Consider the following 15,505-nt stretch of genomic DNA (forward strand, 5'->3'; position numbering starts at 1 on the left):
GGAAGCATCTATAACTGGGGTTTCGCATGCGAAAAAGTTTCTTGCTCGCCGTTCTGTCTGGTGCGTTGTCCATGGCCAATGCAGCACCACTTGAGATTACTGATGCTCGTGGGGCGAACATCGAAGAGATGGTGAAGCTGCCTGTTAAAGGGCTTCAGGCAATTCAAAGTAAGGGGCAAATTATGTTCGTTAGCGATAACGGACGATTCGTATTTACTGGCCAAGTAATTGATCTTTGGTCCAAAAAAGAGCTGAGCACTATGAAACAGATGCGGGACGCATCTGAAACTCTCAACTTCAAAGCACTTGGCCTCGACCCCAAAAGCTTGAACGCAATCAGCATTGGTACAGGGAAAAATGAGGTCGTGGCATTTGTAGACCCATACTGTGCTGTGTGTCACAAGTTGATGACCGAATCAAAATCATTGCTGAAAGACTATACGTTCCGCTTTATTGTTGTTCCTGCACTAGGCGATAAATCGAACGTGCTTTCCAAGCAAATATTCTGTGCAAAGGATAAGAATAAAACATTCGAAGCCTTCACGACTAATGCAATTCAAAGCTTAGCCCAAATCCCCAACTGCAATACTGAAGGGTACGACAAGACACTTATTGCAGCCCAGATTTTGGGCGTTGAAGGTGTCCCTATGGTAATAGCTCCCAATGGACGATATGCGAAAGGCTATCCTGCAAAGATGGCTGAATGGCTTGCGGGGAATAAATAATGCTGGCAACAATTCGAAAAGTTGAAGGCGACACATATATTCCTGCCTCATGCAGAGCCGCCACTCTTTTTCCGGTACTCGCATATGATGAAGATCAAAAGCTATTTATCTGTGATGATCAAACAGTAGGCTTTGGGTTCATCTGTCAGCCTCTCAATGGCGCAGATGAAAAAATACAAGATCGTGTTAATGGGTTCATGACACAGGACTATCCCAAAAACACGATAGCTCAATTTTTCTCGTTTCGCTCCCCTGACATTAGCCAAGAAATCTACAAAATTCTTGGTCTGAGAGATGGATTTCGACATGAGATTCTATCCGCGACTATCCAAGAGCGTGCTGAATTCTTAAAAAAGCATACTCGGGAAAGAATAACGGCCACGAATGATCGAGGTATCTACGATAACGGGATCGTACATGATCAAAAATTGATCATATCTTTCAAGATTCCAATCTCAGGTCGCTTCCCAACTGAAAAAGAGTATCTGGAACTGAAACAGATACGAACGAAATGTGAAGCTTCAATTCAGAGCATAGGTGTTGCACCGCATGCAATGACTTCAGCTCAATACAAGCGTGTGATGGGGACCATCCTTAATTGGGGCACTGATGCGAGTTGGAAGCACGAGAATGACAATCTCGATCAGGACAAAGCTATATGCGATCAGCTTCTGGACTTTGATACGCAAATAGATGTCTATAAGAACAAATTAGTCATTGGTGACTATCACGTCAAAGTTCTCTCAGCCAAAAAGACACCAGACAAAATGTTCTTTGGTGATGCACTGGCATATATCGGGGATCTGGCTGGTACTGATTCAGGGGTCAAGGAAAACTACTTCATCTGTATGAATGTTTTCTATCCTGACCATGAATCGGAAAAAACGAAACTTGAACGCAAGCGGCAATTCACGGTGAACCAGGCGTATGGACCGCTGCTGAAATTTGTTCCTGTATTGGCCGATAAAAAGCACAGTTTCGATGTTCTGTATGAATCGTTGAAAGAAGGCTCCAGGCCCATTAAGACAACATACACGTTGGCTATCTTCGCTCCGACAGCTGAGCGAGCCGAAGAAGCTGCGACTAAAGCGCGAAATATCTGGCGAGAGTCACGATTTGAAATGATGGAGGACAAATTTGTTTGTCTTCCAATTTTTATTAATCATCTCCCATTGTGCACTGATCGCAAGGCAATTCTTGATTTATATCGCTACAAAACGATGTCCACAGAGCAAGTGGTTCCAATGTTGCCGATATTTGGTGAGTGGAAAGGAACAGGGACATTCCATGCAACATTGATATCCCGCAACGGGCAAATCATGAGCCAGTCGTTACATGACAGCGATACCAATAAGAACTTGGTCATAGCGGCTGAATCTGGATCTGGAAAGTCGTTTGAAGTAAATGAACTCATTACTTCATATCTTTCTGAGGGGGCGCAGGTCTGGGTTATTGATGCTGGGCGATCATATGAAAAGCTCTGCGCAACATTAAAGGGAGAGTTTGTGCACTTTGGGGAAAACTCCAAAGTTTGCTTAGCGCCATTTGCAAATATTGAAGAGTTTGACGAAGATGAAGATGCAATAAATGCAAATATTGCAGCAATGGCATCTGCCAAGGGAACGCTTGATGAATGGCAGATAGCTTCATTGAAGCGGGTCATTAACGAAATTTGGCATGAAAAGGGCAAAAAGACTCAAATCGATGATATTGCGGAACGATGCTTGAACAGTGGTGATACACGGTTAAGCGATATTGGTACTCAGCTGTACGCCTTTACATCGAAGGGGAGTTACGGCAAGTATTTCAAGGGTGATTTTGCTACTCAGTTTCAATCGCAATTAACAGTGGTTGAGCTTGACGACCTGCAAGGGCGCAAGCATTTGCGTCAGGTTGTTCTTCTGCAACTTATTCAGCAGATCCAAAACGAAGTTTTCTTGGGAGAAAAGAATAGAAAGAAGGTTGTCATCATTGATGAGGCTTGGGACCTGCTGAAGGAGGGCGAGGTTGCTGTATTCATGGAGCACGCTTATCGGAAGTTCCGAAAGTATGGCGGGTCTGTGATTATTGCCACTCAATCTATTAATGACCTTTATGAGAATGCCGTTGGTCGAGCAATTGCAGAAAACTCCTCAAGCATGTACCTGCTAGGACAAACAGCAGAATCGGTAGAGTCGGTTAGAACAACTAAACGGCTCTCATTGTCTGATGGTGGATATAACACACTGCTAACAGTGCACACAGTCCAAGGTGTCTATTCAGAGATTTTCTTGAAAACAAAAGCGGGCATTGGAGTCGGTCGCTTGATTGTTCCTGACTTCCAGAAACTACTCTATTCAACAAACCCGGTTGATACAAACCAAATTAAAAGATCTTTTGATCAAGGCAATAGCTATGCAGAAGCTATCCGCCACGTAATTAGAGAACGCCAGCAAGGGATACGTCAATGATTTCCAAAACAACATTCGCAATTTTCTCTGTCGTCCTGGTTGCTTTGAATGCAGCTGGATATTACTACCTAGATAAAAAAATTGATAAGAGGCTTAGTCAGATTCCAAATATTGCAGTTGTCGATTTGACGAAATTGGCCTCTAGTTACCCGCAGGGGGCTACGCCTCAAGAAGTCGATGCGCTCATGGTGCAGACGAACAATGGAATTCTGAAGCTGAAGGAGGCAGGATATCTAGTTATCGATGCCGGGGCCGTCTTGGCTGCTCCACAAGACATTATTGTGGATCAGGAACTATTTAAATGAAGCTCATTGTCAAGAAGCAGGCTTGGAAGGTCTATATACCTAAGATGGCATCAGTCGCTCTTGTCATACTTCTTGGCGGTGCTGCATTTATGACTAGATTTCGTATTGGAATCGATTCTCAAATAGATAGGTGTATACCAAATTATTCGGTATACCTTATTGATCTTAACAATAATAATCTTGAGAAAGACAATATATACGCATTCAAGGCTAAAGGACTCCAACCGTTGTTTAAGGATGGAACTTGGATGGTTAAATATCTTCGTGCAATTCCTGGTGATGTGGTCGAGGTGAGTCCGCTGATGGATGTGAAAGTTAACGAACGGACACTGGCAAGCGGTTTGCCACTGATTATGAAAATTGGTGGAAATGAGAAGAACTTTGTGGGAAAGAAGAAGCTTTTGGATGATCAATTCTGGGTTATGGGCAGCAGCTTCACCAGCTTTGATTCACGTTACTGGGGAACCATCAAACAGGAGCAAATAATTGGTCGCGCATATCCGATTTTCTAAGGCGATTTCGCTTCTACTGCTTATTGGAGCTACTTACCCATCGATGGCCTCCGACCTCAAAGCAGCTGATGTCGAGATGATGCAGAGAGGCAAGGACAAAGCGATAAGCGGTGCATCCCTGCTGGATCTCAGTACCCTCCAGAACAAGCACATGAGTGCAGCAGACAGCGATGCTCGGCAGTTCTACGAACAGCTGAAAGAACAGGGGCGCATACAGATGAGCACGCCAGGGCAAAGCTCTGCACCTGGCCAGCAGCCTAAGGACCAGACGGATAGCTATACCTCTCTTGTCTTTGCATCGTTCTCCCTCGGTGAAGCGGCAATGAAAGAGCTGATGGATGATGTCGCTGGTCGTAGAGATAGCGTCATCGTCCTGCGCGGCGTGGCTCCAGGCGAGAGCTTGGCCAAGGGAATCGCCAGAGTCCAATCGATGGCAGCGAGCAGGAAGGTGATGCCTAGCATCATCATCAATCCGACGCTATTTCAAGAATTCAACGTCAACGTTGTGCCAACTGTGGTGCTTTTGAATAAACCTGACAAAAGCAAGAACTACAAAGTCAAGTCAAGAGTTTCAGGGATTGGCTCTGTTGATTGGCTTAAGAGAAAATTTGCCGAGAATAATAAAGTCGAACAAGGTAACTACGGGCCTACAAGAGATATATCAGAACCAGACATCATCGAAGTGGCTAAGGCTAGGATCGCATCGATTGATTGGGATGAGAAAAAGAAAAATGCAATTAAGAACTTCTGGAAGAATCAGAAGTTCATACCATTGCCTACGGCGAATGAGGATGCTAAAAGAATAATTGATCCGACCGTCTTGGTGGCGAAGGATATTTCTTCAGCAGACGGGAAAGTTATTGTGAAGTCCGGCACTTCAATTAATCCATTGAATTTGCGTTCATTCACACAAGCGGTAATAGTCTTCAATCCAAATGATCCTTGGCAAAACCGATTTGTGAAGTTGAAGGCAAGAGAGCTTTTGAAAGAGAAGAACGTATCTTCAATTTCATACATTGCTACTGAGATCAGTATTGAAGACGGTTGGAAGTCATATAAAAACATCACTGAGTCACTTGGCGCTCCAATTTTCCTTCTGACTCCTGATGTTAGAAATAGGTTTGAACTTCGTGTGACCCCCTCCGTAATTACAGCGAGAGACAGAAAATTCGAAGTTGCAGAGTTCAAGAAGGTGGAGACTCAAAAATGATTACCTTCTTGCCGGTCTTTCAACCTATCAAGAATGTCTCAGACGGATCTAGTCTGTGTGCTGAGGTGCTATCAAGATGGAAGACTCCAGACGGTAGGCTCCATGCGCCAGGGCAGCTTAATTTGAATCGAATTGACTGGCGGAAGATCGACAGAGGGGTAATAAATTACCTGCTTTCTCATAAGGAGGACATTGTTAAGAAGATAGATCATATTTTTATCAATGTCTCTGCGCAAACATTGCTTGATGATGCCCACTTCATTCAATGGGTCGATTCAATTAAAGAATTGATTGAGGGTGGAAGACTGAAAGTCACGCTTGAGATCACGGAGCAGGTTCCTGATGAACTGCTTGAGCGCCGATGGTGTGATATGGCCATTGAGTCCATAACAATGGCTATCGATGACTTTGGTGTTTGCAACTCAACATTTTCCCGATTGAAATCGTTCCCATGGCTGTATTGCAAGGTTGAGGTGGCAGGAATTGAATCGCTGATGTCTGATAACGCGGCGCGGATATTTATTGATGCTGGAATTAATTTGATTGCAGAGAAAGTTGAAACACTTGATCAAGCAAGATTCGCATGCGATAGAAATATTTTCCTTCAGCAAGGCTATATCCACTATAAGCCCATGCCGATTCAAGCGTTGAAGTTAGAAGTCAAAGAAAGCACATATGCATATTAAAAGAATAGTGGTCGCATTTTGGCTGTTGATGATGTCTAGCCTCAGCAATGCAGAGGTAGGTTGCTACAGCGCGGACTTGATAGGCCCAAAACTGTTCACGGATATTTGTTGGTCATGCATTTTTCCGATACGAGTTGCCGGGATTCCAATAAGCGGCCCTGGTGGGAGCTTTCCTGAAGATTCCGTCACATCACCTCTTTGCGCCTGTGAAGACACAAATGGTATCCCCCGGCCAGGGATTACAACTTCGATGTGGGAGCCTGCGCGACTCGTTGAGTTCCAGCGTGTGCCTGGTTGTTCATCGGTGTTGAATGGGATCAGGTTTCCGTTTGATCGTTTGAATCAGGGGAACCATTCGAACAGCACGCATGATGGCTCGGATGGGACATTCATGCATTACCATTTCTATGCTTTCCCGTTATTGATCATGATGGACTTGTTCGTGAACCAGAAATGTAATCCTGATGGGTACATGGATCTGGACGTAATGTATATGTCCGAATTAGATCCAACATGGAATAACGACGAGCTTGCATTTTTTACTAACCCAGAGGCGGCTGCAGTAGCAAATCCTATAGCAGCTGCAGCTTGTTCAGCGGATGCGATTGCATCAACTGCAGGGAAGCCACTCAAGCAAATGTTCTGGTGTGCCGGGTCCTGGGGTGCGTTGTACCCATTGAGTGGTAATCAGAATGGTGGACGAGGTGTGATCCGTGAATCCAGTCTTCTAAAAACACGCGTTCTTGCAGCTCTGCATCGCCGTGGGTTGTCGTGGAAAACAATGGGTAGCGATGCACTATGTGGTGGATATATATCTCCTACGCTTCCAAAAACTCAGTACAAATTCAATCTTGTAGCACCAATTCCTGAGGCAAATTCGTCCCATGTTGTTGGCGAATCGACGTTGACTTGGGGAATAGCCAAAACTATTCCATCAATTGGCCAAGATCCGGTTTACATGGTCTGGCGTTGGAATGATTGCTGCAATACCAAAATAGTTCAGTGAGTCAAATAATGATATTGAAGAGATTGATCTCTGCGCTTCTTGTTATTGGTCTGACAATTAGTCCGATATACCCATCAGCGCAAACAAAAAATACTAATGACAGCTTGGCTAATGCAGGCCGTGAAGCTCAGAGCTTTGGGAAGTCTTTATCTGAAACTGTCAGAAGTAGGGATAGCTCTAACAACAATGGCACTTTGAATCTGAACGGTAGCAGTGTCAATATTAATGATCTCTATCCTTCGACAAGCAGCTCAAACGCTAGACCACAAAACTACTATTTTCCAGGTGGTGCAGCGCCAAGCATCAACGACTTAGGAGGAGTGTATAACGACTCCAACAATATGGATAAAGTTGGCTCCACAACTGACAAATCGCTGTACCAAGACTCTTTGAGTGATAACCCGTCTATATCGGGTGCCGCTTATAAAATATTGCTTAATGCGTCTAATCGATCTAGGCCAGATTTTTCCAATGATCCGATGTTGAATCTAAGCAAGGATACATTCAACAATATTGATGAAATCACAAAGAGCTTTGGAGATTGCTCAAGCACGAGCGAGGTCATTAAGAAAAACAGCAAAAAGCATATCCCCGAATATGAGCGTTGCGAGCGTATTGTTAAGCCAGCAGGTGCATGCAAAATTACCCATACAATGGGTATTGAGCATCAAGTTGCCGATGTATTTGTAGCCGGTCTTGGCAGAACATGGCTTACTGTAGAGTTTGATCTAAAAAATGGTACTGGCCATACGCTTGATCCAACAGACGGCATTGCCTTCTCAATGAACATTCCAACAGTTAAGTTTGAGGATGTTTGCACTGGTGCCAATAACTACAAGACCGACTTAGTAGGATCGTGGGACTGGATTGAACACGGCCTTGGTGGAACTGTTGACTCAACTGTGCATTATCGAGTCTTGGAATTTCCTACATGCGACAACAACCTGATTGGTAAAGTTCAGATACAAGATACATCGGTTTCTAGTGATACAAAGTTTGTTCTTGGTGGGAAATTTTCTCTTCGTTTGATTAAACAGAAGCCGGATGTCTGGGCATCGGAGTCATGCATAGCTGATGCTCAGTCAATTGGACAGAATTTCTGTACTGGGAATATTAGCGTTGATGTTGGTCCACCAAGCGATCAAGAGTGTGTAGATATTGGAGGTGTTCGTATATGCCCCGGAGATCCATTCTTCAATTCGTTGACTCCATCGCCTATAAAAGGGCTTCCAACATTAACGCAGTCCGCTTCCGTTTCTGAAATTCAATGTAATTTCAATGTTGGTCAGATGGATTGCTGGACAGACCCCCAAGGGGTACAGCATTGTCCTCATAATGATGGTACAAATCAAAATTCATGCGGAAAGTATGAGAATAATAACAAATGCGGATTTGTTTCAACTTCGTGCCTTGATGGAGCAAAGGATGAAAACGGGAAGTGCTATGTTTTTGAAGATACCTATGATTGTGGTCATGATGTTGATGTAATCGACTATACAAAAAATACTCAGTATTCATGCTCGGGGCCGATTAAATGCATGGGGTCAGAGTGTCTTGATATATCTTCTGAACAAAACGGTGATTTTGCAAAGGCTGCGGCCTTACTCAATGCTGCACAGTTTATTGCGCAAGATATGCAGTGCTCTGATTCTGCTGGAGAAGAGGGAGGTGATGGAAATGTGGATGAAGGCTGTAAGGTGTTCAGTGGTACACCTGGCCAATGCAAAATTGCAGTTGGCGGAATTCAGAATTGTTGTGAGAAGCCTGAGAATATCTCGCTAGCTGATTACATCACTATGCTCATGGCCATGCCTAAGCTTGACTCGGCCATCATGAACTTGGAGTCTGGAAGTGTTGTGCGAGGCTCATATCAAGTCTTGCGTGATCCAGTTGTTTCAGGTTGGCAAGAAGTTACCAAGCCCTTTGCTTCGTTTGCAGAGAATATTGGTGGCTCGGTCGATGCTTTTACAGCGCCTATTAAAGAGGTTTATAACCAAATTATTGATTCAGTCAAAAGTACGATACAGGATGTTATAAAGAACTCAATTCAGAATGGCATGACATCGGCAGGAGCCGAAGCCGGTGTTGCTGCAGGCACTGCAAGTGAGTTGAGTCAGCAGGCTGCAACTGATGCAGCAAATATGATGGCGCAGGTTGGGAATATCGCCAGCACTGTTATGACTGTTTATACGGTCTATGTTGTATCAATGATGATGATTCAGCTAATCTGGGCTTGCGAAAAAGAAGAGTTTGAACTTAATGCGAAAAGATCGCTAAAGAGTTGTCATTATGTAGGGTCTTACTGCAAGACAAAAGTGCTAGGTGCTTGTATCGAGAAAAGAGAGTCATACTGCTGCTACAACTCACCATTGTCACGAATAATGAATGAGCAAATACGTGGACAAATGAATCTGGGGTTCGGTACAGCAAAGGCACCTAGTTGCGATGGATTGAAGATCGAGGACATTGGAAAGGTTGATTGGGATCAGATCAACCTGGATGAATGGCTCGGTATTCTGGGGGAGACTGGGCACTATCCGACACCTGAAACCTTGACGATGGATAAGTTGACAGGCTCTGGGAATATTCTTAATGACGGAAATAGGGTTAACTCTGTTGAAAGAGCCAAGAATCGGTTAGAAGGGGTTAACGTAGATGAGAAGCGAAAAGAAGCAGAGCGTAAAATAAACTCCGGTCATTAAAAGCAAAAAGGCCTTGAGATTATTCCTCAAGGCCTTCTTTATTGGAGCTACTTAACAAAGTAGTAGGCGTTGCCTTTTGACAGTATCAGAGGATACATGCTGTTCTTTTTCTTTGACCTATCAATGTATGTGTCGTTTGGACTGGAGTAGATAAATACCCAACTTGGAAGAGTTACGCTTGTATTCTGAACTATATCCAATGTGTTAATGCTGCTCGTCCTCGAAATTTCCATTTTCATTGCGTTGTAATAGAAACCGTGACTTGATGTGAATGCCCAAGACTCCTTCTCTCCATTCTTGACGAATTCAGGTGTTGAAGTTTTGCTGGGCTTGAAGATATTCAGATAGATCACACAAGCTTTTGCGGAGCCTTGGTCGATGGATTCGCAATTGAGGTTGCTGTCTTCAATGAAGAACGAAGTCCCTTTTTCGCTCTTTCTTGTCTTGCTAAATTTCAAATTCTGCTTATTCAGGCTTTCATTCAGAGACTGAGTAACAATGTCAATCATCTTCGATTGAGCCTCTTCTGCGCTAGCTGCTTGAGAAGCAGGCATCCAGGCGACGATGCTGCTGCGCGCGCCATGCGAGTTCGGCGCGATTGCGCTGGCAATTAAATTCAGCCCCAAGCCTTGGGCATTAGACAAGCCTGCCGTTGGATTCGCATATGCCACGGCTGCGGAAGCGGTGTTGAACATGCTGGACTCGGGCATCCCGGTATTGGAATTCTTGGGGGCGGATGCATCTTTTATGCCTGTTTCAAGCCCGCCTGCTCGCGCAATGTTGTATGCCAGCGAATGACCATCATCAAAAGCGGCAGGTTTCTGCTCCATGGTCACACAGCCAGATAAGGCCGCAGTAAAAGCAAGCGCTGCCGCTGTTTGAATATTGAATTTCATGTCAAATCCCCCTCTGTTAACAACTACCCATAATGGTAAGGTAGCTTAAGAAAATGCAAGCTTCTGAGCGCAAAAAAGCCCGCCGAAGCGGGCTAAATCACAGATTCGAGAACCAAGTTTACCGTTAGGCCGGGACGGCCTCCGAAGAGGTTTCGGCCTGTCCTTCAGCCATGGCCAAAGCAACATCATCGTTGGCGTGTTGGCTTTCATCTTGGCTGGTGCTGGCCGGTGCTTCTGCGTCTACCAGTGCGTCTTTGCCCTGCTTGCTGGCCGACCTGCGCGCGCGTTGTTCGATGCCCTGGATACGCCCAGCGAGCTTGAACATCATTTGCTGCCACTTGTAGGTTTCATTGGAGCGCTCCATGCCCTTGATCACTGTGGCCCACCACAGGCTGTCGAAGTAAGACACGAGTTCATCCAACTGCATCACGAGTCCCAGGAAGAGGGCACTTTGGGGAGTGCTCAGCTCCACATTGAATTCGCGCGCGTGGGTGTACACAGGTTGCTGAGTGATTCCGGCCTCTTTGACCTTGGCTTTGTTGACGTTCAAGGCGTCTGCGATTGCCGCGCGGAACTGCTGCAATTGCACATTGATCATGTCATTAACTTCATCCACGAAGTCGCCCCGATCAAGGATACGCAAGATAACTTCGGTGGAGAAGAAGGCTTGTGTTGTACGAGCAAAGCTGCGGTCCATGACTCGCTGAGCCTGGACGCTCCTCAAGCTGACGGTCTGCTTGAAAACGGGGCGGGAAACAGGATCACGCTGTTGCTCGCGTGCAGGCGTGTCTGCCTTGGGCTTGGCCGCCTTCGGTTGCTCTTTTGCAGGGTTATCGGTTGCAGAGACTGCACCGCTATTCGCTTCTGTCGCCATGTGTCGTGCTCCTTGTGATAGACGCACTGACGATATGGCTGGACCTTCAAAAAGCTTTACTAGATACGTGCCCATATTGGGCCATCTGAGCAACATTGAGCCGGGGCTTTTGCGATAAGCTGAAACCTCTCTTTGTTGCAGCCTCGGCTTCAACTTGAGTGAGGTAGCTGGCCTCCATAAACAAACAGCTTCCTTAACGTGCCTCTCGGCACTTTCAACCCACCTGGGGCATGTCTCCCAGATGGGGGTATTGCCCCTCAAACCGGAGCAATACCATGACTGCTATCACCTTCCTCTTCGTTCTGCTCTTGATCATCGTAGCCCTCGGCTTCGCTCTCAAGCTTTTCGTTGAAGGTATGCGCGGCCTTACGGCTGAACTACTTAGCCAATTGTCGAAGGTTCAATCCTTTGATAAGACGGCTTTCCTGAACGCGACCTTTTCATCCGTGAAAACCTCTGTTCAATCCTGCATTCAACTGTCATCGCACGTTACGCGCGGTGCCGTTGAAATGGCTTTCCCCGAGCCAATTCCAGTAGAGCCTGCTTTTGATTGGAGTGTCTATGACACTCCAGCTTGGCAGCGCAAGGGCATCCTTGTGTACTGAACCGATTGCGCTGTCCTCGGATGGCGTTTCCCTGAAAGACGTTAATAGCCCACGGGCACACCAGCCCGTGAGGGTGAAGTGTGCCCAATCGAAATTGGAGTCCACCATGTCTACACCCATCGCTCAAACAGCGAGCTTTCAAACCAGCACAATCTTTGGCATGCCAGAGATTGGCAATTCCGCGAAAACCATCGGTTTTGTGGATATGTCCAATGCTTACATTCCCTCCGTCATGGCGGGCTTTGTGCATCGTCGTGAGTTCCTGCGTGAGGTTTTGGCCTTTCTCAACTCTCCTGACGGGGATGCCCTGTTTGTTACTGGTCCTACTGGATCGGGGAAAACATCAGGCATCCTGCAAATTCTTGGCACGCTCAACTGGCCTACACAACAAGTCACCGGCAACGGCAAGATGGAATTGTGTGACCTGGTTGGGCACCATGCCTTGGTCTCTGAAAAGCCTGGTGAAACCCCATCCATGAAATTCATGTATGGCCCACTGGCAATAGCAATGAGAGAAGGGCATGCCCTTCTAATCAACGAGGTGGATCTGATTGACCCTGCTGAGCTTGCTGGCCTGAACGATGTCCTTGAAGGGCGTCCTCTGGTCATTGGCATGAATGGCGGTGAAATCATCAAGGCTCACCGCATGTTTCGCGTGATTGTTACGGGCAACTCGCGTGGCGCTGGTGATGTGTCTGGGCAATATCAAGGTGTTCAGATGCAGAACCTCGCGGCCATGGATCGCTATCGATTTACTGTTGTCTCTTATCCAGAGAAGGCAGTTGAGGAAGCGATAGTTACCAAAGCATCACCGAAACTTCCAAAGCAAATTGTTGAGGGTATGGTTCGTCTGGCTGATGATGTGCGCAAGCTCTTCATGGGATCGGACGGACAAGGTGGCCAGCTGGCCATTACGTTCTCAACGCGCACGCTGGTTCGCTGGGCGAAGCTTTCAACGAAGTTCAAGGGTGCTCCTAACCCTCTGGGATATGCGCTCGATTTGGCACTGCTCAATCGCGCGACACCCGAGGATGCCACTGCGATAACTCGCTTGGCCAAGGACATTTTTGGGGAGCAGTGGAAAGACGATACCCCGGCCACCCAGCCTTGAGATCGCCATGTCTCAAATCTTCCCTGGTCCAAAGATCAGTTGGAGCATGAAGGTGTTTACCACAGCCTCTGAAGCCAAGTTCATCGAGGTTGTGAGAAGCGCTCTCAAGAATGCAGCTCTGAAAATGGGCTGCGAGTCACCGATTGGAGATGAGCAGAATGTTGGCGTGCTCTTACGCGCTGGCGATTTGACTCTTTCCCTTTCGGGCAACACCCTAACGGGCAACTCGTTCAATTTCGTCTACCGAGACGGAGCTGGTGAGTTGCTTCCGAATGGGGATCACGCGCTCTTGTTGGCCTTGTTCTTCCTTCAGAGCGAGATCAACAAAACAGGCCTTGCAACGGATCTGATCTCCCTGAGTGACGATTCCGGCACATCCTATGCGTTCCACGTATTGGATGACTTGAAGCCACTCATGTTGGAGTGGGACATACCATGGGATGTTGTGAGATTGGATGCTGTGGCTCTTGGGCTTGCAGTGCCAATCTTCAACTTCATGGATCTGTCCTGTGACGATACTGAGGACGCTTTTTTCTAACCAAACCCAATGGGGGCTTCAACCCCCTGGCGGGGATGGCCTCTGCTTCACCAATTCGGAGGCCATCATGGCATCAGTCAACAAGGTAATCATCGTCGGCAACCTGGGCAAAGATCCAGTTTGCCGCAACGGCAACAATGGCAGCGGCCAGCTTTTTGCGAACTTCTCCGTTGCCACGACAGAACACTGGACCGACCAGGCCTCGCAAGAGGCTAGGGAGCGCACAGAATGGCACTCGATTGTGCTGCGTGGCCGACTCGCTGAAATAGCGCGCGACTACCTGCACAAAGGCTCACAGGTTTATTTGGAAGGCACACTGCGCACGCGCAAGTGGGTCGATCAAGAAAACGGGGTTGAGCGCTTTATCACTGAGATTCACTGCGACAGCATGCAAATGCTGGGCAGCCCGAATCAAAGTTCCGGGGGGGCTCCAGCTCAGCAGAGCCATGCACACCAACGTGCAGCGGCTCCAGCTCGTGCGCCTTCTCATGCAAGCAATGGTTATGCCCAACAGTCGCAATCTTCGTCTCGTCCCTCAGCTCGTGCTCCAGCACCAGCTCAAGGCCGTGGACAAGGATCGCAAGCTGGTGGGTCCACCAGAGCTGCTAATTCCCAACCCATTCGCGGACAAGGCGGTGGGGGAGGAAGAACTGACGACGACATTCCGTTCGCTCGTCTTCACTACATGGCCGGTGGTTAAACACTAGGTCCATTTCTGTAACCCAACGGGGCGCTTGTATCCCCGGTGGGGGACATAGCGCCCAAATTGAATCGAGGTCACTATGTCCCAAGAGCAAAGCTCGCAAAATGAATCAACACTGATGGGCCGCTTCGGCGCGCGCTTTGGTGTTGATCCTCACAAGCTCTTCGATACCTTGAAGGCTGTTGCCTTCAGACAAAGAGAAGGGCATGCGCAGCCTACCAATGAGCAAATGATGGCTCTGATGATCGTGGCGGAGCAGTACGGTTTGAATCCCTTCTTGAAGGAGATTTACGCCTACCCAGACAAAAACAACGGGATCGTTCCTGTTGTTGGCGTCGATGGCTGGAGCAACATTGTCAACGCTCACCCTCAGTACGACGGCTTTGAAGTGGTTTATTCCGATTCCAAGGTTGAAGTAACGGGTGTGAATTTTCCAGTTCACGAGTGGATCGAAGTGGTCATACACCGTAAGGATAGGACCGTTCCCTCCCGTGTCCGTGAATTCATGGATGAGTGCTATCGCCCTCCAACTCAAAGGAATGGGGCGCACGGTGCCTATCAAATCAATGGCCCTTGGCAAACGCACGCTAGAAGGATGTTGCGCCATAAGGCTTTCATTCAGTGCGGGCGTCTGGCACTCGGCTTTACTGGAATCTTTGACCAGGATGAGGCAGAACGCATCATCGATGCTGATTCGAATGTGGTTGGAGCCTCCGTCAAGGTGGTGAAAACACAGGATGATCAACGTACTGCTAGCTCTGCTGAGAATGTGGCCAGCGCACAAGGGAATGCTCCCCCGCAGTTGACGCATGAACAACTGGAGCCGGTGCTACAGCAACTGCTGAATCGCACACTGCCAAATCAGACATGGAATGTCGCTCATCAATATGTTGAGCAACGCTTTTCAGGTGAAAACCTTGAACGAGCTAAGACCTTCCTGCATGACAAGCAGATGGAGCACATGCATGCGCCAGAGCAGGACTATGAAGCGATGCAGCAACGCAGAGCCAGTGGTCAGGTAGAACGCTCAGAACGTGTGATGCCACCACTTGATGATCTTGTCCTGCCTCCAGGCGGGCTTGATTCTCAAGCTGAATCCAGCTTCTTCTAAGGTGCTGGTTTTATCAACCCCGTGGGGAGAAATCCTCCGGGGTTTCTCTATTTCTTCAACAGAATGGAGTT

At 47.2% G+C, this 15,505-nt stretch carries 15 protein-coding genes; 13 read left to right on the forward strand and 2 right to left on the reverse strand.

From position 1 onward, the window contains the following. Nucleotides 1–26 precede the first annotated feature (26 nt). The 8 genes from QYQ99_RS27695 to traN are packed head-to-tail and all read left to right on the forward strand — an operon-like array spanning nt 27 to nt 9,596. A complete protein-coding gene (locus QYQ99_RS27695) occupies nt 27–725 on the forward strand; it encodes a DsbC family protein (protein WP_034367691.1) in 699 nt (232 codons plus the stop codon). After that, the gene (gene traC / locus QYQ99_RS27700; RefSeq protein WP_052084786.1) at nt 725–3,175 is read left to right on the forward strand and encodes a type IV secretion system protein TraC; all 2,451 of its coding nucleotides are present in this window, start codon (nt 725–727) and stop codon (nt 3,173–3,175) included. The genes QYQ99_RS27695 and traC overlap by 1 nt, the downstream gene beginning before the upstream one ends. Continuing rightward, entirely contained in the window at nt 3,172–3,480 is a 309-nt protein-coding gene (locus QYQ99_RS27705) for a hypothetical protein (protein ID WP_034367694.1), read from the forward strand. Before traC ends, QYQ99_RS27705 begins: the two co-directional genes overlap by 4 nt. Next, the gene (locus QYQ99_RS27710) at nt 3,477–3,992 is read left to right on the forward strand and encodes a S26 family signal peptidase (RefSeq protein ID WP_302093299.1); all 516 of its coding nucleotides are present in this window, start codon (nt 3,477–3,479) and stop codon (nt 3,990–3,992) included. Before QYQ99_RS27705 ends, QYQ99_RS27710 begins: the two co-directional genes overlap by 4 nt. A 43-nt stretch (nt 3,993–4,035) precedes the next feature. Further along, nucleotides 4,036–5,202, forward strand: coding sequence for a TrbC family F-type conjugative pilus assembly protein (locus tag QYQ99_RS27715; RefSeq protein ID WP_052084787.1), 1,167 nt, complete (start codon nt 4,036–4,038; stop codon nt 5,200–5,202). Then, complete coding sequence (locus QYQ99_RS27720; protein ID WP_034367700.1) at nt 5,199–5,888, forward strand: EAL domain-containing protein; 690 nt, start codon at nt 5,199–5,201, stop codon at nt 5,886–5,888. Before QYQ99_RS27715 ends, QYQ99_RS27720 begins: the two co-directional genes overlap by 4 nt. Continuing rightward, the gene (locus QYQ99_RS27725) at nt 5,878–6,894 is read left to right on the forward strand and encodes a TraU family protein (protein ID WP_080750480.1); all 1,017 of its coding nucleotides are present in this window, start codon (nt 5,878–5,880) and stop codon (nt 6,892–6,894) included. The genes QYQ99_RS27720 and QYQ99_RS27725 overlap by 11 nt, the downstream gene beginning before the upstream one ends. 8 nt (nt 6,895–6,902) lie before the next feature. Further along, on the forward strand, nt 6,903–9,596 hold the full coding sequence (gene traN, locus QYQ99_RS27730; protein WP_302093300.1) for a conjugal transfer mating pair stabilization protein TraN: 2,694 nt from the start codon (nt 6,903–6,905) through the stop codon (nt 9,594–9,596). Nucleotides 9,597–9,643: 47 nt separating this feature from the next. On the opposite strand, the gene QYQ99_RS27735 is transcribed toward traN, so the two are convergent. Together QYQ99_RS27735 and QYQ99_RS27740 are read right to left on the reverse strand one after the other, a co-directional pair. Beyond that, nucleotides 9,644–10,492 (reverse strand): hypothetical protein, encoded by an 849-nt coding sequence (locus QYQ99_RS27735; protein ID WP_157839557.1) that lies wholly within the window; start codon nt 10,490–10,492, stop codon nt 9,644–9,646. Between the two features lie 124 nt (nt 10,493–10,616). Beyond that, nucleotides 10,617–11,366, reverse strand: a complete 750-nt coding sequence (locus QYQ99_RS27740; RefSeq protein WP_157839558.1) for a hypothetical protein — start codon at nt 11,364–11,366, stop codon at nt 10,617–10,619. 275 nt (nt 11,367–11,641) lie between these two features. Between QYQ99_RS27740 and QYQ99_RS27745 the strand changes: the two genes are divergently transcribed. The 5 genes from QYQ99_RS27745 (at nt 11,642) to bet (ending at nt 15,434) form a co-directional block, all read left to right on the forward strand. After that, nucleotides 11,642–11,971, forward strand: a complete 330-nt coding sequence (locus tag QYQ99_RS27745; protein ID WP_034367708.1) for a hypothetical protein — start codon at nt 11,642–11,644, stop codon at nt 11,969–11,971. 106 nt (nt 11,972–12,077) lie between these two features. Further along, nucleotides 12,078–13,082, forward strand: a complete 1,005-nt coding sequence (locus tag QYQ99_RS27750) for an AAA family ATPase (protein WP_113707700.1) — start codon at nt 12,078–12,080, stop codon at nt 13,080–13,082. Between the two features lie 7 nt (nt 13,083–13,089). Then, on the forward strand, nt 13,090–13,620 hold the full coding sequence (locus tag QYQ99_RS27755; protein ID WP_034367711.1) for a hypothetical protein: 531 nt from the start codon (nt 13,090–13,092) through the stop codon (nt 13,618–13,620). Nucleotides 13,621–13,687: 67 nt separating this feature from the next. After that, entirely contained in the window at nt 13,688–14,320 is a 633-nt protein-coding gene (gene ssb, locus QYQ99_RS27760) for a single-stranded DNA-binding protein (RefSeq protein ID WP_080750481.1), read from the forward strand. An 82-nt stretch (nt 14,321–14,402) separates the two neighbouring features. Further along, nucleotides 14,403–15,434 (forward strand): phage recombination protein Bet, encoded by a 1,032-nt coding sequence (gene bet / locus QYQ99_RS27765; protein ID WP_052084789.1) that lies wholly within the window; start codon nt 14,403–14,405, stop codon nt 15,432–15,434. The last annotated feature ends 71 nt before the right edge of the window (nt 15,435–15,505 follow it).

The organism is Comamonas testosteroni, from assembly GCF_030505195.1.
In the GTDB taxonomy this organism is placed as follows: Bacteria; Pseudomonadota; Gammaproteobacteria; order Burkholderiales; family Burkholderiaceae_C; genus Comamonas; species Comamonas testosteroni_G.